The 24,872-nt window shown below is 29.5% G+C and carries 26 protein-coding genes and 1 pseudogene; 1 reads left to right on the top strand and 26 read right to left on the bottom strand.

Features of this window, described 5'->3' with window-relative positions; genetic code table 11:
* Window positions 1-98: 98 nt before the first annotated feature.
* The 26 genes and pseudogenes from BN38_RS00130 to BN38_RS00010 form a co-directional block, all read right to left on the bottom strand.
* Window positions 99-995 carry a CD1107 family mobile element protein gene (locus BN38_RS00130; protein ID WP_044564916.1) on the bottom strand — a complete coding sequence of 299 codons (897 nt, stop codon included), beginning with the start codon at window positions 993-995 and terminating at the stop codon, window positions 99-101.
* Between the two features lie 14 nt (window positions 996-1,009).
* Window positions 1,010-1,396, bottom strand: a pseudogene (locus BN38_RS11605) (copper amine oxidase N-terminal domain-containing protein); the annotation flags it as partial.
* 1,175 nt (window positions 1,397-2,571) lie between these two features.
* The gene (locus BN38_RS00120) at window positions 2,572-2,817 is read right to left on the bottom strand and encodes a hypothetical protein (protein WP_044564914.1); all 246 of its coding nucleotides are present in this window, start codon (window positions 2,815-2,817) and stop codon (window positions 2,572-2,574) included.
* A 15-nt stretch (window positions 2,818-2,832) separates the two neighbouring features.
* Complete coding sequence (locus tag BN38_RS00115; protein WP_044564913.1) at window positions 2,833-5,373, bottom strand: C40 family peptidase; 2,541 nt, start codon at window positions 5,371-5,373, stop codon at window positions 2,833-2,835.
* Window positions 5,374-5,382: 9 nt separating this feature from the next.
* Window positions 5,383-6,342, bottom strand: a complete 960-nt coding sequence (locus tag BN38_RS00110; protein ID WP_022620850.1) for a DNA-methyltransferase — start codon at window positions 6,340-6,342, stop codon at window positions 5,383-5,385.
* Window positions 6,332-8,725 (bottom strand): VirB4-like conjugal transfer ATPase, CD1110 family, encoded by a 2,394-nt coding sequence (locus BN38_RS00105; protein WP_230197684.1) that lies wholly within the window; start codon window positions 8,723-8,725, stop codon window positions 6,332-6,334. The genes BN38_RS00110 and BN38_RS00105 overlap by 11 nt, the downstream gene beginning before the upstream one ends.
* A gap of 79 nt (window positions 8,726-8,804) precedes the next feature.
* Window positions 8,805-9,152, bottom strand: coding sequence for a PrgI family protein (locus tag BN38_RS00100; protein WP_044564911.1), 348 nt, complete (start codon window positions 9,150-9,152; stop codon window positions 8,805-8,807).
* A complete protein-coding gene (locus BN38_RS11055; protein WP_154649901.1) occupies window positions 9,152-9,313 on the bottom strand; it encodes a hypothetical protein in 162 nt (53 codons plus the stop codon). The genes BN38_RS00100 and BN38_RS11055 overlap by 1 nt, the downstream gene beginning before the upstream one ends.
* Before the next feature lie 11 nt (window positions 9,314-9,324).
* A complete protein-coding gene (locus BN38_RS00095; RefSeq protein ID WP_044564910.1) occupies window positions 9,325-10,188 on the bottom strand; it encodes a VirB6/TrbL-like conjugal transfer protein, CD1112 family in 864 nt (287 codons plus the stop codon).
* 1 nt (window position 10,189) lies between these two features.
* Window positions 10,190-10,405, bottom strand: coding sequence for a Maff2 family mobile element protein (locus BN38_RS00090; RefSeq protein ID WP_044564909.1), 216 nt, complete (start codon window positions 10,403-10,405; stop codon window positions 10,190-10,192).
* A 3-nt stretch (window positions 10,406-10,408) separates the two neighbouring features.
* Window positions 10,409-10,729: a hypothetical protein gene (locus BN38_RS00085; protein ID WP_022620858.1), complete on the bottom strand. Its 321-nt coding sequence runs from the start codon at window positions 10,727-10,729 to the stop codon at window positions 10,409-10,411.
* A 206-nt stretch (window positions 10,730-10,935) separates the two neighbouring features.
* The gene (locus BN38_RS00080) at window positions 10,936-11,283 is read right to left on the bottom strand and encodes a type II toxin-antitoxin system RnlB family antitoxin (RefSeq protein WP_044564908.1); all 348 of its coding nucleotides are present in this window, start codon (window positions 11,281-11,283) and stop codon (window positions 10,936-10,938) included.
* A gap of 29 nt (window positions 11,284-11,312) precedes the next feature.
* The gene (locus BN38_RS11205) at window positions 11,313-11,858 is read right to left on the bottom strand and encodes a hypothetical protein (RefSeq protein ID WP_230197679.1); all 546 of its coding nucleotides are present in this window, start codon (window positions 11,856-11,858) and stop codon (window positions 11,313-11,315) included.
* An 83-nt stretch (window positions 11,859-11,941) separates the two neighbouring features.
* Window positions 11,942-12,790, bottom strand: coding sequence for a ribonuclease H1 domain-containing protein (locus BN38_RS11200; RefSeq protein WP_084593702.1), 849 nt, complete (start codon window positions 12,788-12,790; stop codon window positions 11,942-11,944).
* Window positions 12,791-12,971: 181 nt separating this feature from the next.
* Window positions 12,972-14,744: a VirD4-like conjugal transfer protein, CD1115 family gene (locus BN38_RS00065; RefSeq protein WP_044564906.1), complete on the bottom strand. Its 1,773-nt coding sequence runs from the start codon at window positions 14,742-14,744 to the stop codon at window positions 12,972-12,974.
* Between the two features lie 70 nt (window positions 14,745-14,814).
* The gene (locus BN38_RS00060; protein ID WP_044564905.1) at window positions 14,815-15,012 is read right to left on the bottom strand and encodes a hypothetical protein; all 198 of its coding nucleotides are present in this window, start codon (window positions 15,010-15,012) and stop codon (window positions 14,815-14,817) included.
* 17 nt (window positions 15,013-15,029) lie between these two features.
* The gene (locus BN38_RS00055) at window positions 15,030-15,314 is read right to left on the bottom strand and encodes a helix-turn-helix domain-containing protein (protein WP_010245412.1); all 285 of its coding nucleotides are present in this window, start codon (window positions 15,312-15,314) and stop codon (window positions 15,030-15,032) included.
* The gene (locus BN38_RS00050) at window positions 15,307-15,666 is read right to left on the bottom strand and encodes a type II toxin-antitoxin system RelE/ParE family toxin (RefSeq protein ID WP_010245415.1); all 360 of its coding nucleotides are present in this window, start codon (window positions 15,664-15,666) and stop codon (window positions 15,307-15,309) included. Before BN38_RS00050 ends, BN38_RS00055 begins: the two co-directional genes overlap by 8 nt.
* A gap of 55 nt (window positions 15,667-15,721) precedes the next feature.
* Window positions 15,722-16,213 (bottom strand): PcfB family protein, encoded by a 492-nt coding sequence (locus tag BN38_RS00045; protein ID WP_044564904.1) that lies wholly within the window; start codon window positions 16,211-16,213, stop codon window positions 15,722-15,724.
* Window positions 16,214-16,227: 14 nt separating this feature from the next.
* Window positions 16,228-17,085, bottom strand: a complete 858-nt coding sequence (locus BN38_RS00040) for an ATP-binding protein (RefSeq protein ID WP_044564903.1) — start codon at window positions 17,083-17,085, stop codon at window positions 16,228-16,230.
* Between the two features lie 14 nt (window positions 17,086-17,099).
* Window positions 17,100-18,083 (bottom strand): replication initiator protein A, encoded by a 984-nt coding sequence (locus tag BN38_RS00035; RefSeq protein ID WP_044564902.1) that lies wholly within the window; start codon window positions 18,081-18,083, stop codon window positions 17,100-17,102.
* Window positions 18,084-18,168: 85 nt separating this feature from the next.
* On the bottom strand, window positions 18,169-18,390 hold the full coding sequence (locus BN38_RS00030; protein ID WP_044564901.1) for a CD1845 family protein: 222 nt from the start codon (window positions 18,388-18,390) through the stop codon (window positions 18,169-18,171).
* A gap of 133 nt (window positions 18,391-18,523) precedes the next feature.
* Complete coding sequence (locus BN38_RS00025; protein WP_049944397.1) at window positions 18,524-19,084, bottom strand: ATPase, T2SS/T4P/T4SS family; 561 nt, start codon at window positions 19,082-19,084, stop codon at window positions 18,524-18,526.
* A 1-nt stretch (window position 19,085) separates the two neighbouring features.
* Window positions 19,086-20,615, bottom strand: coding sequence for a YifB family Mg chelatase-like AAA ATPase (locus tag BN38_RS00020; RefSeq protein ID WP_044564900.1), 1,530 nt, complete (start codon window positions 20,613-20,615; stop codon window positions 19,086-19,088).
* Window position 20,616: 1 nt separating this feature from the next.
* Complete coding sequence (locus BN38_RS00015) at window positions 20,617-21,546, bottom strand: RluA family pseudouridine synthase (RefSeq protein ID WP_230197677.1); 930 nt, start codon at window positions 21,544-21,546, stop codon at window positions 20,617-20,619.
* 36 nt (window positions 21,547-21,582) lie between these two features.
* Entirely contained in the window at window positions 21,583-23,517 is a 1,935-nt protein-coding gene (locus BN38_RS00010; RefSeq protein WP_044564899.1) for a methyl-accepting chemotaxis domain-containing protein, read from the bottom strand.
* A gap of 151 nt (window positions 23,518-23,668) precedes the next feature.
* On the opposite strand from BN38_RS00010, the gene BN38_RS00005 reads away from it, so the two are divergent.
* On the top strand, window positions 23,669-24,496 hold the full coding sequence (locus BN38_RS00005; protein ID WP_044564898.1) for an exodeoxyribonuclease III: 828 nt from the start codon (window positions 23,669-23,671) through the stop codon (window positions 24,494-24,496).
* The last annotated feature ends 376 nt before the right edge of the window (window positions 24,497-24,872 follow it).

The raw sequence follows: 24,872 nt of genomic DNA, 5'->3' as shown, positions 1-24,872 counted from the left end.
ATTTTTATTCCATTATTTAACACTTCTTCAAATGTTATATCCTTCGCATATATGTTTTTCTCGAATAAACTTCCCATCTTTTCAAAAAATTCTCATTATTAAAAATCATCTTCTTCTGGAATAATTTCTGTATCTTCTATACTTTCTTTCTCATCATTTTCTTTATCATATTCATAATCATCTTCTAATTCGTCATAATCTTCATCATCTTCAATAGTATCCTCTTCTCTTTTTTTGTAAACTTTAAAATAATATCCTGCACCTATTCCCACTAGCATTATAAGAACTATAAAAATATATAATCCTACGCCTGACTTCTTTTCTTTCTCTTTTTCTTTTTGAGGTTCTTCCTTTTTTATAGGCTCTTCTTTTCTAACTACTTTTTCTTCTTTTGATTTAGTATCACTTTCTCCTTCGATCATATTTAAAAGGTCTTGCTCACCAACTTCTGTTAATAGTTGAACATTTTCTTGGTTTTGTGAATGATCTATAATAAGGTGCATTGTCTTGCCTGATTTAGTCTGAAAAGTTAAAAATTGTCTAACGTCTACAGGATTTTCTTCGCCCTCTTTTCTTACTTCTTTATCTCCAACTTTAGGAGTTAGATCTTCTCCACTTTCATCTACATTTTCCAATACTGTCCCTCTTGCTTTATTCTCCTTTGTTGCTAAAGAATTAATCGCTTTTGTATTCCCTCCTTTTACAGGTTTTGCTGGTTGGCATGAATTAATAGATCTTTCTTTTTGTTCACTTTTTACATTTTTACTATCTGGTATTTTAGGTACTTCTTGATAGGGTATTTTTTGTTTTTCATCAGAAGGATTATACACATCTTCATCAAATAAATTTTCTAATTCTTTATTATTTTCTGGAGTATATATATTATTTAGTTGACTCGTTATTTCACTTTCATTACTTTTTGCCATGGATATACTTGGTATTATTGTAAACATAAAGAGTAACACTAAGGCTACTTTTATTCCGCTTTTCTTCATCTTTAGCTCCTTTTTTATTTTATATTTTTAAATACATATACTGCTTTTTTGTTATTATCCCATTCAATGCTTTGATCTTTTCCGTCTTTTATATCTCCACAAGTTGCATTAAAAGCTTTTGCAATATTTGAAATAGAAGCATGAACTCTTCCATTTATAATTACTGGCTTAGTATCAGAATGATAAATATTTCCGTCACTATCTTTCATGACTCCTGTGTCTATATTTAATCTCAATGTTTTCTTTGGAAGAACGATATTTTCTTTATTGGAAAATATAGCTTCTCTTTTGTTGTCATCATATTCAACGTTAAATCCTAAAGTATAGGCTGTATATCTTATAGGTAACATAATATGATCATCTTGAATGTATGCCTTAACATCCATATACACAGTAGTTTTCTTTCCATCTTTTATGACATTATAGTAATTTTTTCCCACTTGAAACACGCTAAATTCATCACTCTTACTACATGGCTTTATATTATCCTCTCTTTTACTAACAACTTCTTTAGTATCTACTACTTCTTTGTTAGTAATCTTTTCTTCTACATCTTTATCATGTTTTGTTTCTATTTCTGCTTGTTTCTTCTTAAGATTATCCAAAGTTTTTTCAAGCTTTTCCTTGTCATTTAAAGCTTTTTCTTTTTTCCCTGTTTTATTTTCCTTTAGGTTTTTCTCTAGTTCACTGATTTTTTTATTACATTCTTCTATTTTTTTGTCTAAGTCATTTTGGAGACTTTCAAACTCTTTTGTTTGTTGTTCTATCTTATCTTGCAAGCTTTTTATCTGTTCTTGTAATTCTTTTTTATCTTTTTCTGCTTTAGATTTTAATTCATCTAATTCTTTTTCATGAGATCTTACTTTCTCACAAGAATTTTCTTTATCTTCTTTTGCCTTATCTACTTGGTCTTTTAATTTTTCTAATCTTTCTTCTTTTGCCTTTAAAGTATCTTCTATTTTCTTTATTTTCTCCTCTTTTAATTCTATATTTTGATCCTTTTCTTTAATCTCTTTTTCTAATTGACCAATCTTTTCTCTTATTTCTTTAAAACTTTTTTCATTAACTTCTGCCTTTTCACCTTTTGCTTCTAATTCCCATTTTGCAGAAGATAATTCTTCTTTTAATTTTTCACTTTCTTCTTGAAGTTTCTTTACTTCATCTCTTAGCTGTTCTAGCTCAGCTATTTGCTTTTTGTCTTTACTTTCTAGAGCACATATTTTTTCTTCTAGACCTTTAATTACTCTTTCTTTTTCTAATAATTGATTTTCTAGGCATTTCTTATCTTCTAAAAACTTATCTTCCTTGTTTTTATATGAATCTAATTTCTCTTGAAGCTTTTTTATTTGATCTTTATTTATCTCTTTATCTTTATTTAAGTTTTTAATCTTCTCTTGTAAGTCTGTAATTTCTTTTTCTAAATTTTCTACATTGCTACATACCATTTCAGCTTCAATTTTATTTGTGTTTTGTAAACTTTTTTCTGAACTAGCGTATATATGACTCATAGGCGATATATTTATAATACTTGCTAGTATCATTCCAAACGCTAAAACTCTATTTCCTATTCTTTTCATTACTTTTCTTCTCCTTCATTAATTTGACATATACTTTTTTCTTTTCTTTCTTCTTCCTTATTTTTTCTTACTATATATAAAAATTCATCAAGGGATATTTTTTTGCTACGAAACTCTTTGATAACTTCCATATTCTCTAATTCTTCTTGTTCTTCTTCTAAGATTTGAAGTTCCAACTCAATATCTTCTTTTTTCTTTACTAACTTTTTTTGTTTTTCTATATTTTTGATTATTTTTTTATTCATTTTTTATCACCTTTTCTATCTTGGTCTGCCAAAGGCATAAAAGTGTTCTTTCCAATATCTTGTGTTAATATTTGCATATTGAATAGGATCTCCTGCATGAATCATCATTCCATTGCCTGCATATATCCCTACATGAGATATTGGTGTTCCAGAATTATATGTTCCTTTGAAAAAAATTATATCTCCTGGCTTTGCTTGACTAGGCGATACAGGATTACAATAATCAGTATATATTCTCCAAGCTGTTGTTCTTGGCATATTCTTTACTCCTGATTTTGTAAATGACCAACATACAAATCCTGAACAGTCAAAATTCCTTGGTCCACTAGCTCCAAAAACATATCTTTTTCCTATATGTTTTTCAGCTTCTCCAAATAATCTCCTTACTGCTACATCATCAAACTCTATACCGGAATTTCCAAAATTTGGATTATCTACTATATCCCCTAAATCTCCATAACCAGAGCCAAAATAATCTCCCATATTTCCTTGATTTTCTAATAATGATAAGTAGTGAGCCATATTAGTTTCATAAATTGCAAACTCTTCTTTTGCAATTTTATCAATACTTTTCTTGGTAATGGTAAGAGTCAATATTTTATAGGTGTATGGATTTCCATCTTTATCATATTTAGTAATAGTTTTTGATGTATACTCTTTTTTGTACATCTGATTAAAGAGTTTTTTTAGCTCCTTTTTTATTTCATCAGTCGACTTAATTTCTCCATATCTTGCTGTTAAATAACTAAATAGCTCGTGAACATCATGACCTACTGGATCTCCTTTTATATGATATTCATCGTAGTTTGGATAATTTTCTTTAATACTATCTATCTCATCTTGCAAAGCATATTCATAACTTGAAAATTCATTATTTACATCACTTAGCACTTCTTTTTTTGATAAGTAACTTGTAGCCATAACATTACTTGTAATACCTGAAGTAATACTTCCAATATTACTTATTTCTTTAAACAGCATGAAAAAAAGTCCTAAAATGCAAAGGACAATAAAAATATTTTTATATCCCTTATTTTTTAGAACTTCTGCTGTCTTTTTACTCATATTTGTAATAGACTTTTTTATTCTATTTTTTAAGCTTACTTCTTGTTTTTTTCTGAAATCTTTCTGAAATTTTTTCTTCATAAAAAATCGATTCAATTTATTGGTATTTTGATAGACTCTAGACTTTTTTAATTCTTCAAAATTTTTTTCAAATAATAATCTACTTTCTTTTTTATGAATTTTATTATCTAATTTCTCTAATTTTCTTTTAGTTTTTAAAGCTTTTTTTCTACGATTACGTCTAATATTTTTTCCAATAAGCTCTGTACTTCTGCTTACTTTATATGATACATCTATTCCTGCATTATCTTCTTTTCCGCTATAAAGATAGTTTGATGCCATTGCACTTGCAAGAATTAAAGGATTTTCTAATCCTCCTTTTTTTGCTTTTTTATTATCTTTAACTAAGTCTTTTTCTTTTTTTGCTTTTTTCGAGTGTAATTTTGAGATCTTTTCTTCATTTTTTTGAAGCTTATCTTCTTCCTTCAATTTATCTTCTTTAAACTTATTTTGTCCTTCTTTTACATTCGAACTTTCCTTTTTTGTTCTTGTATATTTTTCATTTAGATTAAAATTAGCTCTTTTACCTTCTTTTTTGTTATTATCTATAATTTTATTTTTATTATTTAGATCTACAGAGCATTTTTCCTTTAAGTTCTTACCAGTCTTTAGTTTCTGATAATTCTTATTATCCATTTCACTTTCTGTTAAGTATAAACTTTTTGCCCTAAACTTCTTACCTTTATAATCCCTTACATTAGATCTTTCTATTTTTGTTGAAATGGACTTATCTTGAAATGAATTTTCTTGTTTGTCACTTTGATACTGCTCTTTATTCTTTCTAAAGTCATTTAGAAATCTTTTATTTCTATACTTTGAAAAATACTTTTCATCATCACTAGTATCTCTATAAGAAATATTACTATCTCTAAAGTCCATATCATAACGATCTATTACTCCATCATTATCTAAATCTTTAGACAATGGGTCATAAACTTCTAACTTATCTTTATTCTTTATTCCATTCTTAGATATATGATTAGAACTCTTCTTGAAATTACTTATCCTATTTTCATATACTCTATCATTTTCTTTCTTGATTCTTTCTTCTCTAATTTTATCTTCTACTTCATTATCTTGTTTCAAGTTATCAAGTATTTTATATTTTTCTCTATATACTTTCTCCTGTCTTTTTCTTTGTATTTTTTCCTTATCTGATTTTTCATTAATATTAGGTATATATTTATTATCTAGTTCTTGAAAGTGGCTAGAAGTTTTCTTTATATTATCATAATTCTCAACTTCAGAAACTTGTCTGTAGCTATCTTTTTCATTCATAAAAGTGCTATTTTCTCTTTCAGAATTTTTGTTTAATAAAATGGGTGAATCTTTTTTATTTTTTATAGTGTTGCTACTTATATTTTTCTTTTCTAATATAAGCTTACTTTTTGGTACATCTCTAGGATTTATTTTGCCCTTTTCTTTTTTCATAAACGCCTCCTATTTCATATTTTCTTCAATCCTTTCTTTAGCCATCTTGCAATAGTCCTCATTTAATTCTATTCCTATATATTCTCTATTCATTTTAGTAGCAACCATTCCAACTGTGCCTGATCCCATAAATGGATCTAATATTAACCCATTATTAGGACAAGCTGCTTTTATACAAATTTCTACTAATTTTGGTGGAAATACTGCATAGTGTTTTCCTTTAAAGGCATTAGTATTTATTGTCCAAATATCTCTACTATTTCTAAACTGAGGAACATTATCTCCTATATATTCTCCATATTCTCTTGCTTCATTTATGCTCTGTCTTTTAGCACCTGTATTTTCTTTTAGGTACTTATTGTCTTTTCCCCTTGCCCTTATATATCTTTTTTTACTTATCTCTTTCATGGGTTCTTTCATTGCTTCATAGTTATAAAAATATTTTTTTGATTTAGAGAGTAAAAAAATATGCTCGTATGATCTCGATGGTCTATCTTTACATGATTCTGGCATAGCATTTTCTTTGTGCCATATAATATCACTTCTTAAATACCAACCGTCTTCTCTTAGTTTTAATGCAAGTTGCCAAGGAACTCCAATCAAATCTTTTGTCTTATATCCTTTTAATTTTTTCGTGACAGAAACTTTTTGGCCTGTTCTTCCATTCTTATTTTTTGGGTCTTTGTATTCTTTCTTGCTTCCAGTACCAACGTAAGAATCTCCTATTACAATCCATAAAGTTCCATCTTTTTTTAATACTCTTTTTACTTGGTCAAATACTTCTACTAACTTATTTAAATACTCTTCAGGACTTTCTTCTCTTCCAATTTGACCTTTAACTTTATAATCTCTTAATCCATAATAAGGAGGAGAAGTAATACAGCAATCAAATATCTCATTAGGTAGTTCTTTTAAGGCTACTAATGCATCTAAATTAATAATATAGTTACTTTTTATCTTATTCTTCATAACTTTCTTTTAACTCCTCTGGTTTAGTTGTCATTAGTCTATATAGCTTAGTATCTTTAGGGAATCTATCCACGAATGGAACAATGGTATTTCCATAAAACAAAAGCCCTTCTCCTTCATTAGAGTTGGTTACATATGATAATTGGTAAAGTGATATATTTAGTTTATCTGCTAATATTTCCCTATCCCCAGAGGCTTGATTTAGCATCAATATAAAGTCTGTATTATCAAATATATTTTCTATTTCAGGACTAGCTAAAAGATCCTTGACATTCTGAGTTAACCCTGTTGGTATTCCTCCCCATTTACGAAATCTTTTCCAAATTTCTATTGAATAACTTGCTGTTTGTTCTTCTCTTAACAATAAATGGAATTCATCGCAATAATACCTAGTTTCTTTCTTATTCCTATTAATTGTAACTCTATTCCAAACTTGATCTTGAACAATAAGCATTCCAATTTTTCTTAATTGCTTTCCCAATTCTTTGATGTCATAACAAAGTATTCTATTTTTAGTATCTACATTAGTTCTATGATTAAAAACATTTAAGCTTCCTTTAACATATATTTCCATTTCTACCGCAAGTTTTTTCCCTACTTTTTCCTCTTGTTCCAAAAGTAAGTTATATAAATCTTCTAAAATTGGCATATTAGAAGGTATAGGATTATCAAAGTAGTTTTTATATAAGATTGGAAGACATCTATCTATAACAGAAGTTTCTTCTGCACTCAGTCCTTCTTTTCCCACTACTAATTCAAATAATGATAGTATAAAGTCAGACTTTAATGACAATGGATTATCTTCATCTGCATAATCTAAGTTTATATCTAATGGATTAATATAGTCTCTACTAGTAGGTGATATCCTTATAACTTCTCCTCCTAATGCTCTAGTTAAATTCCCATATTCGGATTCAGGATCACATATTATAATGTCATCTTGTGTAATTAAAAAGGCATTGGTAATTTCTCTTTTAGCCGAGAAAGATTTTCCCGACCCTGGTGTTCCAAGTATTAAACCATTAGGATTTTTTAACAGCTTTCTATCTGTCATTATGATATTTCGACTTAACGCATTTAAACCATAATATAAGCTTTCTCCTTCTAAACACAATTCTTCTGTAGTAAATGGAATAAATATCGCTGTAGAACTTGTAGTGAGTCCCCTTTTCACCTCAATGTCATTCTTTCCAATAGGCAATGAGGACATAAGAGCTTGTTCTTGCCTATAGTTAAGATTCTTTAATACACAATTATGTCTACCTGCTATAGAGTTTAATTGAAAAATTACGTTGCTCAATTTCTTTCTGCTTTTTTCTATATTTGTAAATAAAATGGTAATTACAAACATTCTCTCGTTATGATTTTGAAGCTCTAATAAAAGTCTTTTAGCATCATTTCCATAAGTGATCAAGTCTGAAGGTAGTATATCTATGTCATATCCCGATCTTATAGCTTTTTTATTTTCTTCAATTTTCATCTTATCTAGATCTGTAATTTTTCTTTTTATCATTTTAATTGCGTTTGTTTGATCGATAGAGTTTATATGAAAGGTTACAATCATATTTTCTTCAACTTCTAAAAATTCAGATAATAGTCTATCAGATAATTCTGGTGCAAGAATCTGTAAGAAATTTACTTCTCCAAAGTATTCTCCTACTCTAAACTGATTTATAGATGAAAAATTAAAAGAAGTCGGAGAAATATAATCTTTTGTAGATAGACCACTATGTTTTAAATCATCATATGAAAAAGTAAATTTTTTATCTTTATTTAAAATATCATGAATCACCTTTAATCTTTCGTATCCATCTAGCACATAAGCCTTCACTCCCATTTTCTTAAAATTATTTAGTATATCCATTTCCATTCTTTCAAGTCTAATTGTAGCTTCTTTTATATCCTGTGCTTCTAAGCTAAAAGTGATATACATATATTTACTTAATCCATTGTTCCCTTTTTCACTTTGATTTTTTAACATCTCTCTATATTCTTTCCTTATCTCATTAAAAGAATCATCTCTATAGGGGATATTAATATTTTTTTCTATTTCTTCATTTTTCCCTATTCTGTTAATATATGAGAGTTCAATATCTACACTTGGATCAAAGTAATTTAAAAAGTTAGAAAATTCATTAAAAATACTTTCTTTATCTTCTTCTGTCGAAAGCTGATAATTAATATCTAAAAATCTTATCATTTTATTAAATTTATTCTTTTCTATTTGACAAACTCCATTTTTAAGCATTCTTAAATAGGGAATTGTATCTTGAACACTTTTTTTCTTTTGTTTTCTTCCATTAAAAAAAGAAAGCTCTTTCTTTTGCTTTCTTTGTCCTTTGTACTTCTTTGAATTTTCTATTTTCTTTTGACTTTTACCTATGCTTTTTAAGTCTTCTTTCTGCTTTTTTAAATTCTCTTTTTCTGCATTTAATTTTTTTGCTGTCTTTTTTGTATTTGATTCATTTTCTTCCTTCTTTCATTTTACTTATTTTTCTTTCTATATCATAAATACAATCTGTTTTATATAGTCGAATACTGGGTTGCATCTTTTTTTCTATCATGTACTTAAGATACTTCTCAAAATACAGACCATCTTTTTCATAAAGTGTTGTGAAAATAATAGGAAATGCTACTCCTATCATAATAAGCATAGATATATCATTTGGTAGATTTTTTCTTGATAATATATAAATAGGAAAGCCTATTACTCCTGCTATTGTAAATCCAATTAATTGTCTTTTTGTTAAATTTAATGCTACTTTGGTTTTTACTTTAGTTAAATCTTTTGGAACATTTACATATGCCATTATTCTATTTCCTCTATTCTATAAATCATCATCTCATCTTTCCTTTCTTTTTTTCTTATTTTATTTGTTATATATGATCCAATTATAATTATTGGTAATCCTATTATTCCAATCCTTTTAATTTTATGTTCATTCTTTCTTTTATTTATTCCTTTAAACATTTCTCCTCCCTTTAATGTGCATTTAATATTGATTTTGCAATACTTCCAGATTTCATCATCGTAATTCCAAGTATTAGTGTGTAGCCAAGTAGTTCAAAAATACTCTTGTGTATATCTGTTATACTTAAAGTCTTTACAAGAACTGCATAAATACCTACACATATAAGCAAAAATAACCCTTGTAGTCCAAGAGCAAAAAGTCCTCTAATATAATTAGTTCCTATGCTCCCCCATTCTTTGTTTCCCATAGTGGCAAAAGGTATAGCACAAACAGATGTATAGATATATATTTCTATCATTCTTCCATAAAGTATTACCGTTATTAATACTGATATTCCTTGAATTATCATTTTTACTATAGAGGTTTCTATTACTACTGTCATAAGTTTTCCTATTGATTCATTTTTTAATGCTTCTGTCATAGCCGCTATGTCACCTGGTGAAACTTTTGAACTCACATTAGCTACTCCTGCTGCTTTTCCTATTAAACTTTGAGCTACATCAAATACTGCCATAGAAAATTCAAAAGCATGAGATACCAACCATACAGCTATCCACATTTTTATAATATATTTAAAGAAATCAAATGTATCTGTATCATTCATATTATTCTTATTCATTACCATTTGAATTAACTCAATACATAAAACTGCAGTTATGATAAGACCTGCTATAGGAAGTATTACATTTTCACTTATTGATTTTATAAAGTGGAAAACTTCCGAGTTCCATCCACTCGGAGTTTTTCCAACTTCTGTTGCTATCGTAGATACTTTATCATTTATATCAAGAAGCATTCCACTTAAATTTTCCTTGATCATGTCTATAAGCATCTCCGAAAAAAACTCTTTGATCTTATCTACTATATTAAACATCTTATTTTAGTACATTTGCTAAAAGTGGAATTAATTTAAGTCCAATAAGCACAATTCCTCCACCTGCCATAAGTTGCTTAATACCTTGAGATTTAGCTCCAGGGTTATCATTACCATAACCTTCCATTAGATTAATTACTCCCCAAGAACCAAGTCCAGCTCCAATCGCTGTTACTAATACCTTTAATACATTTACTGCTTGTGTGAAAAACTCCATTTTTTATTCCTCCTCTTTTTCTTCTTTATTTATTCTATTAATATGTTTTACAATAAAATTTTTGAATATTTTCTCCTCTTTTTTTACCTCTTTAAAATATCCAAATATATGAACATACTCACCGCTTTCGAAATCCTCTACTGTCTCTACTTTTTCTCCGTATAGATTGCAATAAATATATTCTTTTTTTGTTTTTCCATTTTCTTTAAATTTATTTACTACAGTAAAATTTGCTACTTCCCTTTTTCCTTCATTTGTATCTATTGTTGTTGTTTTTATTTCTCCAACTAAGTTTCCATTTATGTTTATCATTTCTCTTTCCATATCTTATTTTCTCCTTGATTTTTTTATGTTTTTTTCAAAAAAAGAACATCTATTTTTATTAGATGTCCTGATACTATAGCTATTTAATTTTTAAAGGAGAATCTCTTTCATTGTATATCTTCATGCAATCCTCCCATTTAGTATAAAAAAATACACCTAAAGTTTTTTATATTCTTTAGGTGTTTATATATTTCATGTTTTTTTATTTAAAATGTTGCTATTAACTCTTTCTGAGAATTTGTTAAAATTGAGTTTTTTAGCCATATTGGCTCTTTACTAATTATAGAATTAGCTTTGTTAATTATATTTTCATCTACTATGGGATATGAATATTTATTTAAGTTTATTGTTCCGTCTTTATTAATTTTTACTTCTAGAAACCTATAGCTATTTATTCCTGAAACTAAAGCAGTGTCGATTAAAACCTTATATTCAGATGAAGGAAGTAGCTTTATATTTTTTAAGCAAGTAGAAATTTTTTCTTTATAATCTAATAATGTTATTATCTTTTTATATCCTGATATATTTAAATCATTAATTAAATATTTTTCCATAAAACTTCCTCCTTTCCAAAGTTCCTCTATTAATTAAATACTTGATAAAACTCATTAATTAATTTTAAATTTGTAATAATTAATTCTCTTGCTGTTTTTAAATCTTCAATAACTTTAGTATCTATTGAATCCTGACTCCAATGTGAATAAGGATGCCTAATTCTATTATACGCATTATACAGTCTATTTAAATAATCTATCTGTATATCATTTAAGTTTACATGCCCTGAATTATAATAATATTCTTTAGTTGTATCATTTGTACTGAAGAAATGAAAATTATTTTTTCCTTTTTCATTCTCTGTATCTTTCTTTAGATAATCGTGTAAAATTTTATGCAGATAATATTCCATTGTCCTAAAAATAGGTGTTACTAAAAATGTAAAATCTGGTAAATCGGCTACTATCTTTGTACTAAATACAGCTGTTAACAAAGTATTTCTAACTTTTACGTCCTCTTCATTATCAGGAAAATCCGGCATTAACTGTGAAAAAGTATTTTCCAAGTCTGCCTTTTCTATATTAACCGCATGATAGGTATTTAAAACTTCTACTACAGCATTCTCTGTTGGCAATAATTCTATAGCATAAGATATCAATTTTTGAAATAAAGAACTTTGCTTGCCTTGAACGTATGATTTCTTTCCTTTATAGCAATTTATAACAAGTTTTTCGTTTTTCTTTGAACTCTAATCTTATTTAAATAATTATTTACTCTATCTGACTTATACGATATATTTTCATTTTCGTCTTCAAAATCATACTGTATTTCTTCAATTATGCGAATCCAATCTCTTTCATCAAGTCCAATAAAATAAACTGAACCATCACTATAAGCCTTATACCCTTGTGCTAACAACGCATTTTTCGCCAAAGTATCAGCTTTTTCATTATAAGAAATTCCACTATGTGCTGGAACTTTACAAAATTCAATGTCAATTAGTAATTTTTTCTCTTCTATAAACTTTACATAATTTTTTGTTAAATCATTATTCGCTTTCCATTCAGAAGTTGCCCACTTCTCAATGCCTTCATAATCGTAGTAAATTGTAATTTTTTTCTTGTTATGACCTATTGCCCAAAGAATAACTTCTTTAACCCCACTTAATTCTCCTACAACATTTCTATACTTCAAATTATCTGTATCAACATAGGCCTTATATAAGTTGTTCTCTGTTTGATCTGATAGAATAACCGCTCCGAAAGAATATTTTTCTTTTCCACCAGCATTTTCTGAATAGCTTCCATCCACAAATGCAATTACTGAATCGTTTTCTAAATTTTCAATTTCTTTGGCTATTTGACTATTTAAATCTTTGATACTTTCTGATTCTATATCTGTTGTTGTATCAATCTCTTCAATGAATTTTATGGCTTCATCTTCCGTTAAAAATGATTTATACACCGCACCAGAAAATCCCTCAACTTGTTCTTTGGTTTGTTCCCATGTTCGATATATTCCTGGGTTTTTCCCTACTTTAACTGCGTAGTAAGTTTTCTTAGCCATATATTTTATACCCTCCTTTCCTATTTCAAAGTTATTTCTTAATATTCTATCTAAACTCAAATGACCCGACTTGGTCCGCATTGTTAAGAGGCGCGTCGGGTTCTGTTACCATCATAATATATGATATGGTATGTTTTGTCAAGAACTTTATTTATACCTTAGACAATATTCAATTTTAATTTTATGCCTCTAAAACTTCAACTTCCATATCACTTTTTAATCTAATTCCATCCTTCTTCTTAAAATATTGTTCTATATCAAACACATTTTTCTTATCATAATCTTCAAGTAATTTATAATTTTTATGCTTAGTTATATCAAATTTATCAGAAAGAAATGGTCTCACTCCTCTTAGTTGATAAATGCATTTACCTCCATCCATTACAGTTATTTCATCTTGACTCATTAATTCTTTTCCAGTTTTTTGATAATTTAAACCAAAACTTTTTTGATTTGATCTAGTTTCCGACGTATTATATAAATCTATTGTTTCTTTGCCTAAACTTTCAGATAATTCTTTTAAGGTTGTTTTTTCTTTGCCACCTAAAAATAATGTGGAATCACAATTGCCTACTATGGTGTCCGCATTATCTTTATAAATTGCTTTTAGTTGAGACTGAGCTTGCAAAATAATGCAAGCTGATATTTCTCTGCTTCTAATTGTGGCAATTAGCTTTTCAAACTTCGGAATCTGACCTATATTGCTAAACTCATCAAGTAGACATCTTACATGAACTGGCAATCTTCCGCCATACTCATCATCTGCCTTATCACATAATAGATTAAATAACTGAGAATACATTATTGATACTACAAAGTTAAAGGTATCATCTGTATCTGATATTATTACAAATAAAGCAGTTTTTCTATCTCCAATTTTATCAAGCTCTAATTCATCTTCGCTCATTAAGTCCCTTAATTCTTCGATATCAAATGGTGCAAGTCTTGCTCCACAAGAGATAAGAATAGATTTAGCAGTCTTGCCCGCAGCAAGTTTGTATTTTTTGTATTGTTTTACTGCAAAATGATCTGGCTTTTCTTTTTCTAAAGCTTCAAACATATAATCAACAGCATTTTTAAAGTTTTCATCTTCTTCTCTAACTTCTGATGCATCTATCATAGCTAACAAGGTTGAAAAATTTTGTTCTTCTTTTGGTGCTTCATAGTAAATATAACCGATGAGGGCAGTATAATAGAGCTTTTCTGCCTTAATCCAAAAATCTTCAGTTGACTTTTCACCTTCACCTTTTGTATTTGCAATGATTGTTTGTACTAATTTGAGTATATCTTTTTCACTTCTAATGTAAGCGAATGGATTGTACTTCATAGACTTTTTAAAGTTAATGGTATTTAAAATTTTTATCTCGTATCCATTTTTTTCTAACATTTTTCCACATTCTAATACTAATGTTCCTTTAGGATCAGTAACTACATAAGACGAATGCATTTGCATGAGATTTGGCTTTACGAAAAATCTTGTCTTTCCTGAACCAGAACCACCAATGACAAGCACATTTTTATTTCTTGCATATTTAGGATTCTGAGGGCGATTATTCATTGTAAGTCTCTCTGTTTGAGTTAGTAGAATGTTATTTTCAAACTTTTTATCAATATATGGCTCTATATCTTTTTCATTTCCCCATCTTGCAGATCCATACTCTTTACCTTCTCTAAATTTTTTTGCTTTTTTCTTCTTTTGTATTAAAACCAATTTAATAATTAATGCTAGTATTAACCCTGCTAATATATTTCTTATTTTAAATGAAAGAAAATAATTTAAACTATCAATTTGACTAGAGGCTACCATAATTCTATCTAATATATCTCCTCCTTCATAGGAGTTTATATGACTAGCTAGTATATTTCCTATATAAAAAAATACGAGATATGGAAGATTTTCTAAAATAAATCTTTTCTTATCTCGTATGTGAAATACATTCTTTATATCTTTCATTACTTCATTAAGTATTTTCGTCTTGTTCACTCCCTTTCTAAAAAATTAATAACTCTCTTATCAGTTTTGTTTATTTTTTATACCTTATTACTGGAACTTTTTTTACCTTTTTACCTATTCTTTTTCTTTCCAAAGCAAAAATCATATCTTCACTTCTTTCAAAATATCCTAAATCTTTATGATAACTCATTCCACATTTACAATGTAATAAACCTATAAACTGTTGCTTCATTTCCCTTTTACATCTAGGACAAACATTTTTCTTCATTTCATACACTTATATACTTATATTTTACTTTCAAAGGTAACTTTCAATTTCTTTCCTAATGCATCTGCAAGTCTATCCAAGGTTTTAATAGAAGGATTAGCATTACCATTTTCTATTTTACTAATATCCCCTTGGGCAATACCTGTCATATCTGAGAGTTCTCTTTGAGTAAGGTGATTCTCATTTCTTCCATCTATCATAGCCTTTATTATTTGAAATTCCACCTCTAAATTATCCCATTCTTTTTTAAATTCGGGGTTTTCCATTTCTTCCTTTAAGGTATCTCTAAAATTTTTACTCATTTTTATAACTCCTTCTCTGATAATCTTCCCTATATTGCTTGGCTAATTTAATTTCTGACCTTGGTGTTTTTTGTGTTTTCTTTATAAATCCATTAGTCAATATCACTTTATTTCCTATGACAAAAAAATATAGAACTCTTGTTATGTTTTTTCCTAGTTTCACTCTTAACTCAAATATTCCATCTTCTAAATGTTTTGAATATGGCTCTCTAAGTTGATTCCCCTTTATTTCTAAGAGTTCTAAGTTTCTAAATACTTTAGCCCTCATTTTTATATCCAAAGATAAGAGGAATTCCTCTACTGGATAGCTTCCATCTTCCTTTTCATAATATTCAACTATAAATTGATTCATTCTATCTTTTCACTTTCATTTTATAGGATATATCCTATATTGTCAATCTTTTCCCTTATAAACTTTGCTCTTGATGTTTATGCTTAACCTTATCCTTATCCGTTGTAGCTTTTACTTTCTCTTTGAAGTTAGCTAATTTTTCTATAACGGATTCTTTTTTCATGGACTTTTCTCGAGTAAATTTATATACAGTTTTCTTAAAGGCTTGTTCCATTATCTTTTCATCTTTTGCTTGAAAAAATATAATATTATTTCCGCTTTCTAAATCTTTTTTTATTGAAAATTTAACTCCATATCTTTTTAGTTCTCTTTTTAAAGTCCTTAAATCTATATCATTAAGCTCTAAGGTTTCTACTTTTCCTTTTTTTACCAGATCTTTTACTTTAACTTTCTTAAATTTACTAATTGCCCCTGTCTTTTCTAAGCTTGCTTTTTGCTTATTTATTTCTAATATTTTTTTCATTAAGTTTATAACTTGCTTAGCTGTTACTACTCCAGCTTTTTTCATTATGGCAATTGTTCTACTATTGACATCGTCATTTTGCATTTACTCACCTACTTTCATTTATTTTTTAATATTCCATAGGCTAATTTCGATTTTTCTTTCATTTTTTCTATTCTTCTGTTTTTCCCCGTAAATATGATCGGGCTACATATTTCAAGTATTCTTGAGTAAATTCTTTTATCTTTTATTGTTTGAGGGTTTGTTAAGGCTGATATACTTAAATTCGTAGTTATAATCAGAGGTTTACCTACTCTATATCTACTATCGATGATATTAAAGATGTGTTCTGCTGCAAAAGCTGTGTCTCTTTCCATTCCAAAGTCATCTATAATAAGTAGTTGCTTATTATTTAGCTTTTCAATATATTTACTTTTGTCAATTTCAAAGTTTGTCATATCATTTAAAATTACTGAAAAGTTTGTCATCTTAACTTTTATTTCTTTTTCTAAAAGACTATTAGCTATGGAACTTGCAAGATAAGTTTTTCCACATCCTACATCTCCTGTTAAAATTAAACCTATATTATTTATATATATATCATCAAATTTTTCTACATAATTTCTTGCTACTTCTTCATGTTCGCTGTCTTTATCCATGTTAGCAAAGTTCCAATTTAAAAGTATAGGATCATCAAAGCATTCTTTTTTTAATCTATCAATCTTTAAAAGATGATTAATCTTCTGCCTTTCTTCTTCCTGCTGTTTTTGTTTTTCTTGTTTACACTTACATAAAATAGGTACTTTTTTTCTTTTTCCTAAAAAGTCAATTTCTTTTTCCATTGGACTTTTACAATGTGAGCAATATTTTAGTCCTGTTTTTTGATCTATATAACTTTCATTATTGTCTTTTTTTGAAGAATATATTTTTTCTAATGGTTCTACATTGTTTTCTAAAATATCTCTAATTGATTCCATAGAAATTTCGCCTCCTATTCCGTATTTAAAAATTCTTGCCAGATATCTTCATCCCTACTATAGTCATATTTTTTATTGTTATTATTACTGCCTTTTATAATTTCCATATTTTTAATATTTTCATCTGCATTACATAAGAGTGTAAGCAAGTAAGCGTTTATGTTTCTTATATCCTTGGGTGCGTTTTCTTTTAAATATGTCAATACATAATCTATATGTTTATAGTTTAGATTTAGAATCTTTTCTTTTAACTTTTTATGATCTATCTTCAGCCCACCTATGTGAATGCTTTTAGAATTATTTAATGCTCTTACCAGAACATTTATAATTACATCTACTTGTTTCTTATCTTCTATCCTTGATTTCTCAAATATTTCATAAGATATATTATTTTTAATCTTTTCTTTTAATTTTGCCTCCTCCAAAATTGTTCTATCTAAATTTTCTTCTTCATCTTTTAAGAATGCTATGGAGGTGGGATTATTAAAATCAGTATTACTAATATCAGTATTATTAATATTAGTATTATTAGAGTCCTCTTTTAAAACTTCTTGAGATTTATTATTGAAACTTCTTGAAGTTTGATTTTTAAACTTCTGCAAGTTTACTTTTGAAACTTCTGTAGGTTTATTGTTTTCTGTGTATATAAAGTTCTTTACATAAAGTAGATTTGGCTTGCCAAGTCCTTGTCTCTTTTTTTCTAATAGCCCTATTTCTTCGATTTCTTTCATTATCTTAACGGACTTATTTCTACCCCAATTTAACACTTCCATAATTTCTTCTATGGTGTAGATGATATATACTTTATTTGCCTCATCTAACCATTTGTTTTTTAGTGACAAACTCATTCTATCTAATAAAATTCCATATAAGACTTTAGCTTCTACTGACATACTATTAAAATATTGATTAGTAAATAAAGATTTTGGAATTCTAAAAAACGAATATTGTTCTGCTTCATTACCATAGTAATATTCAAATTCTACTATTTCTTTCATCTTACACCCCCTTTCTTAGTACAGAAAAAGAGACAGCATATCTTAATTTGCTATCTCTTCTTGAATTAATTTTTATGTTTTGTTTTTATATTAATTTTATTTTTTCATTCACCTCTTCTATTAATTCTACTACAACATATCCTAACGCTGGAATTCCATAAGGACTAAAAAGAAATGCTAATATAATGGCTTCAACTGCAAGATTTTTTTCTCCGTTAATAACAGATCCTAAAAACCCCATTATTGCAATAAAAGATATTAATTTAAAAAATACCGTACTAAGTCCCAATATAAAAGTTAAAAACATAGCAATAATACTTAGTGCTATACTAATAGGAAAAAGTATGATTTTAAAATTACTCTAACTATTATCATATCCTCTTCAATCCTTTTTACCTAAATTAAATTTATTTTGTGAATTCAACAAAAAGATGACAGATTCAAATTAAAATCATCTTGTTTAAAAATTTTGTGGAAGCCTTTAAACCTTGATTTAACTTAATTATTGTATCTGTCACTATTATACTATTCTCCCCAGAACCTGTTGGGCCAGAGAATATTATCATGCCAGATTTATTTTTCATGGCTTCATATAAAATTTCTTTGGAAGTTTCTGAAAATCCAATCAAGTTAGCTTTTTTCTCATACTCACTCGTTGAAAGTATACGGATTACAAGCTTTTCCCCATTGATAGTGCCAATACTTGACACTCTGAAGTCTACATTTTCAAAGCCAGCAAGTTTTAGGCTCTCATCCTGGGGTCTTCTATGTTCGCTTATATCCATTTTTGACAAAAGTTTTATTTTTGAAACTAGTTTCTCATAATTATCTCTGCTGATATGCAAGATTTCACTAAGTTTCCCATCTATTCTAAGCCTTATCCTGGCGTATGTTTCCTCACCTTCTATGTGTATATCACTGGCCTTGTGATATATGGCATAGTCTAAGAGGTCATAGACAAACTTATCTATATTTGAAATTATTTCTCTTTGATCAAGCATTTTATACCGTCCAATATTTATCATCAAGTGCCCTATATCTCACTGCTTCTAGGACGTGTTTTTGTTCTATTTCCAAACTTCCGTCAAGGTCAGCTATAGTCCTTGCCATTTTCAAGATTTTGTTGAAGCTTCTTACTGAAAAATTGTATTTATTAAAGGCAAGTTGAGCAACTTTCTCTACTTCTGGCTTAAGTTTGATATATTTTTTCATCTGATTGGTAGAAAGCTCAGAATTTGATCTTATTTTTTCATTTTTGTAGCGGTCATCTTGGATTACTCTTGCCTTGGAAACTTCTGCCTTTAGCTCTGCTGATGATTTTGATGGAGACTTATCTTTCAAGTCCTCATATTTAACTGGAGCAATCTCTATGTGAATATCGATCCTATCCAAAATCGGTGCAGAAATCTTGTTTAGGTACCTTCGTATTTCATTTTGTGTACAAGTACACTCTTTGAGTGGATTGCCATAGTTACCACATGGACACGGATTCATAGCTGCAATTAATATGAAATCCGATGGGTATTTTAAGGAAGCTTGAGCTCTTGAAATATTTATCTCACGATTTTCAAGAGGTTCCCTCAAAGCTTCTATAGTCTTTTTATTAAATTCTGGAAATTCATCCAAAAACAAAACTCCCCTATGAGCCAAGGATATTTCTCCAGGTTTTGGTATAGAGTGCCCTCCACCAATAAGTGCCACCTCGCTTGCGCTATGGTGGGGTGATCTAAATGGCCTTTCATTTACCAACTGGCCCTTGTCCAAAAGTCCCATTATAGAATATATCTTGGTTACTTCTACCTTTTCATCAAAATTCATATCTGGCAAAATGGTTGGCAGGTGCTTGGCAGAGAAAGTCTTTCCAGATCCTGGTGGGCCAATCATTAGTACATTGTGACCACCAGCAGCTGCTATTTGCAAGGCACGTTTTAGACTCTCTTGACCCTTTATGTCAGAAAAATCTAGGTCATAAGTCACTTGGTTATCTATTTTATGTAAATCTAATTGGTAGGGCTTTACTTCCTTTTCCTTATTTAGAAAGCTTACTATGTCGTTTAGATTATCAAAAGGCAAAATATCCACATCGTTTATAATAGCACATTCGTCCTTGTTTTCTTCTGCTATTATAAATTTTTTGTATCCCAGCTCACGCATAGAAATAATCATGGCTAGAGCACCTCTTATAGGAACGATTTTGCCTGCAAGGGACAATTCTCCCAAGAATACATAATCGTCATAAGGATATGTAATGACTCCCATTGAAGATAATAGGGAGATTGCTATTGGCAAGTCAAGTTGAGTTCCTTCTTTTTTGAGGTCAGCTGGGGATAGATTTACTGTTATCCTACCAGGTGGGAAATTATAGCCTGAGTTTAGGATTGCTACCCTCACTCTTTCCTTGGATTCTTTGATTGATGAGTCCGGCAAGCCAACTATCAGAAAGTTTGGCAAACCTGTTGTAATATCACTTTCTACTTCTATTGCTTTTCCATTAAGTCCCAAAAGGGAGCAAGTTATAGTTTTTGAATACATATTAATCTCCAAGTCCTAAGACATCTTGATATTTTTGAAATTTGGCATGGACAGGCGCACTAAAGGTCACATATTCTCCATTTTGGTCTGTAAAGCCAAGCCTTGTGCAATGCAATAGTTGGTGGTCGAGGTTAAACTTGTGCTTTACATTGCCATAAACCGGATCTCCTAGCAATGGGTGGTTGATATGGCTCATATGTACACGAATTTGGTGAGTGCGACCTGTTAGAATGTGGATTTTAACTAATGAATATCCCTCCACTTCTTTTATGACCTCATATTCACTAATTGCCTTTCTCCCACTTGGACATACAGCCATCTTCCTAGGGTTGTTCTTATCCCTATCCATGTAATTTTCTATACGAGCTGATTTTTGATCAAAATTCCCAAAGACAATAGCCAGATATTCCTTGTAGACTTGCCTTGTTTCAAAAAGTCCCTTCAAATACTTATAAGCCTCATTGTTTTTGGCAATTACCATCAGCCCAGTAGTATCCTTATCGAGCCTATGAACAATCCCTGGCCTATCATCTCCTCCAATGTGAGATAGGCCATCATAGCCGTACTTATAGAGCAAGCCATTTACCAAAGTTCCAGTGATGATAGATCCTGCCGGGTGGACTATAACATTTTCATCCTTATCAATTATGGCGTAGTCTTCGTTCTCATAGACAATCTTTAAATCCATTGGCTCAGCTTTGATTTCTGGAACTTCAAAAAGCTCATCGTCTATTTCAATCTCGTCACCAATTTCTAATTTGTAAGATGGCTTTATATTTTTATTATTTACTTTTATTTTTTTATCCTTGATAAATTCTTTGATTTTCTCTCTTGGAATTTCTTCAAATTCGTCGGAGATGTATTTATCAACTCGGATATTTTCAAATGCTTCTAGTATCATAACTTTATTATAGCATATATTTTTTGCCAAAAAAATTACGGGCAATTTCTTACCCGCAATTTCTAACTATTTTTTCCTTTTTAATAAATATCCTGCCCCAGCGATTACTGCTAGTAGTGGTGCAACTGGAGTGATTCCTGTACTAGGATTCCAACCCTTTACAGTTTTTGCCTTTTTATTTTCTTTAGGAGTCTCTTTTTTGTCTGTTTCTTTTTTAACTTCTTTTAGACCTTCTGCTGCTTTTTCTAGCTCATTTGCTGCTTTGTCTACATTTTCTGGACTATCTAGTGAATTCTTGGCAATCATATCTTGAGCAGTTTCAAAGGCTTTGTTATAAGCTGCTAAACTTTCTTTTGTGTAAGTTTTGTTCTTGTCGTAAGCTTTTTTAGCTTTTTCTATAGCATCAATTAGTCTTCCATAATTAGGAACTTTTTCTATTTTTGTAATCTTGCCCATTTGATATGGTGATTCATTTGGATCGACATGTTCCATAGTAACATTGTAAATATCTCCGACTTTGGCATTTGGATCTCCCAAGCTTTCAAAGTCTATTGTAAATTCCACGTCCTTATTCTCTGAGTCGGTTAGACGAGCAAACTTGCCAGCTTTTTCGCCAATTTCTGTTAGGACAAATTGACGAGTAATTACTCCTGTTTTTTCGCTAAGTCCATCCATAGCTTCTCTTAATTCTTTGCTAGCCTTGTCAACTTCTTCTTGGCTAGCATCAGCTTTATCTAAGATCTCTTTGGCATTTTCAAAGGCTTTTTGGAATCTGTCAGCACTTTCTTTTGTAAATGTACCATCACCTAACACTATGCTTCCAGCTTCATCAACTGTCTTTTTAAGTTCATCAAATTTCACATCAGTATCATCTTCATTTTTAACTTTCTCAACCTTTTCTATGATGCCCATGTGGCCCAGCTGATCTTTTGTATAGGTTATTAAATACTTATCCCCTATTTTAGCATTGTCATCTTCTAGTTCTGATAGCATTCTAAGGTTTATCTCACCAAAAGAATCAGATTTTTTAAGATTAGCATCCTTACCTTCCTTGCTATCAGTAATATCAACAAGTTCAAATTCAGCTGTTTCTTTAAGTTCTTCCTTATTGTCAAAAGTTTTCTTTACTTCATAAATCTCACCAAATTGAGCTGGAATTGACTTAGTAGCTATTCCATTCCAAGTAATTTCGTATCTGTCACCAGCTTTTGCATTTTCATCTTTCAAATCTTCTAGGTCGATTGAAAATACATTGGTCTTATTTCCTGTTTCAAAAACTATGGCAGACTTATTATCTTTATTTATTACTATTTCATCAATTTCAAATTCTATTGTCTTTTGATTTTCATTATCCTTTACCAATTTTTCAACTCTAAAAATCTTGCCAAATTGGGCAGGATAGGATTCTAAGGTCACTCCGTCCCAGTAAATGGTGTACTGATCTCCTACTTTAGGATTATCATCTCTTAAATTATCACTAAAAATAGAATATTTGTTATTTTCATTGCCTACTTCTGAAACTATTGCAGCAAATCCCTCTTCAGTGTTACCTTTTAGATTTTCAATAACAAAATCCATACTTTCTGTATTGGCTGGCAAGTCTTCCTTTGCCATATTTTTTGGCTTCTCGTATTTTCTCTTTAATTTTACATCGTCTTTTTTGATATCTTTACTGTCTAATTTAGAAAGAGTTTTATTGCTTGTAATTTCGTATCTGTCATGGATTATTACATCTTCTTCAAAAAATTCTCTATCAAGTTCTAAATCTGTATTCTTATAAATTTCTTCCATCATTATGGAATCCTCGGTTATTTCCCCTTGATAAAGCAGTTTTACCTTTTCATCTTCTAGCTTTATGACCTCATATAAATATGTATGGGTATCTTCTTTTTGTGTACTTGCTATAGGGACATCGCTTGGATTATCTTTAGCATAGGCATTGTTTCCAATTGATAGAATAAATGTCATACTAAGACCTAAGGCTAAAATTTTCTTATTCATAATTTCCTCCTTTGTAAGTCTTTCTTATATTTATTATACCCACAATAAAAAATTCTACATATTTATTACAAATTTCTAATATCTATGAGCTTGCATTTATTCATAAAAATTTTATAGTTAAAGTAAGATAGAAATTTAAAAGGAGATTAATTTGAAATTTATTTCATGGAATATAGATTCGCTAAATGCAGCTCTAACAAGCGATTCTAATAGAGCCCATATGACACGCGATGTTTTTGAAACTATAAGAAAAGAAGATCCTGATGTAATTGCCTTACAGGAAACAAAACTTCCACAAACAGGCCTTAGTAAAAAGCATAAGGAAAAGCTAGAAGAATATTTCCCAGAATATAATTACGTTCACGTCAATTCTTCTGAAGGCGCTAGAAAATCATACGCTGGCTGCATGACACTATTTAAAAAAGAATTGGAAGTTAACTCTAACTTCCCATTTATAGATGCACCAGAACCAATGGATTTGGAAGGAAGGATAGTAACTTTAGAATTTGATGACTTCTACTTCACCCAAGTTTACACACCTAATGCAGGAAACGAACTAGTTAGACTTCCTCTTCGCCAAGTTTGGGATCAAAAATATGCAGATTATCTAGCAAAACTAGATAAAGAAAAACCTGTAATAGCTTCTGGCGACTTTAATGTTGCCCACAAAGAAATCGACCTTGCTCATCCAGATAACAACCATATGTCAGCAGGCTTTACTGATGAAGAACGTGAGGGTTTTACTAACCTACTAAACAGAGGTTTTATAGACACCTTCCGCCACATCAATGGCGATGTAGAGGGCAAGTACACTTGGTGGGCCCAAAGGGTTAAAACAAGTAAAATCAATAACTCAGGATGGAGAATCGACTATTTCCTAGTATCTGATAGGATAAAAGATAAGATAAAAAGGTCAGATATCCTAGATTCTGGCGATAGACAAGACCATACACCAATAGTTATGGAGATTGAATTTTAATTATTGCAAACAAATAGCCCTCACTAATTTATAGCGAGGGCTTTACAACATAATATATATTTGGAGGTTTACATATTATTATTATTTTTTACTTTTCCAAAGGATATGTAAATAATTTTGTGTATCAACCTAAATCCTGAGTAAGGGTAAGGGTTGATACATTTTTTATGTATCAATATATGTCCATTCCTATAGGAATGGAGCTTGTCTTAATTTTACACAACTTTAATAAACTGTCAAATTTTCATGAAAATTTACAGCAGATTTTATACTCGATTTTTTTACTTATTTAAAACCTCCCTTCAAAAAATATTGATAATTGTGATAAGATTTGATCCCAGCCACGTATTCTGCTTGTCCATTTACTTGAGGCATC

Source organism: Anaerococcus provencensis (assembly GCF_000312365.2).
In the GTDB taxonomy this organism is placed as follows: domain Bacteria; phylum Bacillota; class Clostridia; order Tissierellales; family Peptoniphilaceae; genus Anaerococcus; species Anaerococcus provencensis.
Note: the sequence above shows the minus strand (reverse complement) of the source record. Positions and strands in the feature narration are given on the sequence as shown.

Coding starts and splice junctions, on each gene's coding strand:
- BN38_RS00025 (WP_049944397.1), bottom strand. CDS start 19,084: ATGCTTGATCAAAGAGAAATAATTTCAAATATAGATAAGTTTGTCTAT.
- BN38_RS00020 (WP_044564900.1), bottom strand. CDS start 20,615: ATGTATTCAAAAACTATAACTTGCTCCCTTTTGGGACTTAATGGAAAA.
- BN38_RS00040 (WP_044564903.1), bottom strand. CDS start 17,085: ATGGAATCAATTAGAGATATTTTAGAAAACAATGTAGAACCATTAGAA.
- BN38_RS00100 (WP_044564911.1), bottom strand. CDS start 9,152: ATGGCATATGTAAATGTTCCAAAAGATTTAACTAAAGTAAAAACCAAA.
- BN38_RS00035 (WP_044564902.1), bottom strand. CDS start 18,083: ATGAAAGAAATAGTAGAATTTGAATATTACTATGGTAATGAAGCAGAA.
- BN38_RS00090 (WP_044564909.1), bottom strand. CDS start 10,405: ATGGAGTTTTTCACACAAGCAGTAAATGTATTAAAGGTATTAGTAACA.
- BN38_RS00030 (WP_044564901.1), bottom strand. CDS start 18,390: ATGTTTTTAACTTTTATATTGGGACTTAGTACGGTATTTTTTAAATTA.
- BN38_RS00055 (WP_010245412.1), bottom strand. CDS start 15,314: ATGAGTAAAAATTTTAGAGATACCTTAAAGGAAGAAATGGAAAACCCC.
- BN38_RS00010 (WP_044564899.1), bottom strand. CDS start 23,517: ATGAATAAGAAAATTTTAGCCTTAGGTCTTAGTATGACATTTATTCTA.
- BN38_RS00045 (WP_044564904.1), bottom strand. CDS start 16,213: ATGCAAAATGACGATGTCAATAGTAGAACAATTGCCATAATGAAAAAA.
- BN38_RS11200 (WP_084593702.1), bottom strand. CDS start 12,790: ATGGCTAAGAAAACTTACTACGCAGTTAAAGTAGGGAAAAACCCAGGA.
- BN38_RS00130 (WP_044564916.1), bottom strand. CDS start 995: ATGAAGAAAAGCGGAATAAAAGTAGCCTTAGTGTTACTCTTTATGTTT.
- BN38_RS00085 (WP_022620858.1), bottom strand. CDS start 10,729: ATGGAAAGAGAAATGATAAACATAAATGGAAACTTAGTTGGAGAAATA.
- BN38_RS00050 (WP_010245415.1), bottom strand. CDS start 15,666: ATGAATCAATTTATAGTTGAATATTATGAAAAGGAAGATGGAAGCTAT.
- BN38_RS00065 (WP_044564906.1), bottom strand. CDS start 14,744: ATGAAAGATATAAAGAATGTATTTCACATACGAGATAAGAAAAGATTT.
- BN38_RS00115 (WP_044564913.1), bottom strand. CDS start 5,373: ATGAAAAAAGAAAAGGGCAAAATAAATCCTAGAGATGTACCAAAAAGT.
- BN38_RS00095 (WP_044564910.1), bottom strand. CDS start 10,188: ATGTTTAATATAGTAGATAAGATCAAAGAGTTTTTTTCGGAGATGCTT.
- BN38_RS00060 (WP_044564905.1), bottom strand. CDS start 15,012: ATGAAGAAAAATGTTTGTCCTAGATGTAAAAGGGAAATGAAGCAACAG.
- BN38_RS00110 (WP_022620850.1), bottom strand. CDS start 6,342: ATGAAGAATAAGATAAAAAGTAACTATATTATTAATTTAGATGCATTA.
- BN38_RS11055 (WP_154649901.1), bottom strand. CDS start 9,313: ATGTTTAAAGGAATAAATAAAAGAAAGAATGAACATAAAATTAAAAGG.
- BN38_RS00120 (WP_044564914.1), bottom strand. CDS start 2,817: ATGAATAAAAAAATAATCAAAAATATAGAAAAACAAAAAAAGTTAGTA.
- BN38_RS00080 (WP_044564908.1), bottom strand. CDS start 11,283: ATGGAAAAATATTTAATTAATGATTTAAATATATCAGGATATAAAAAG.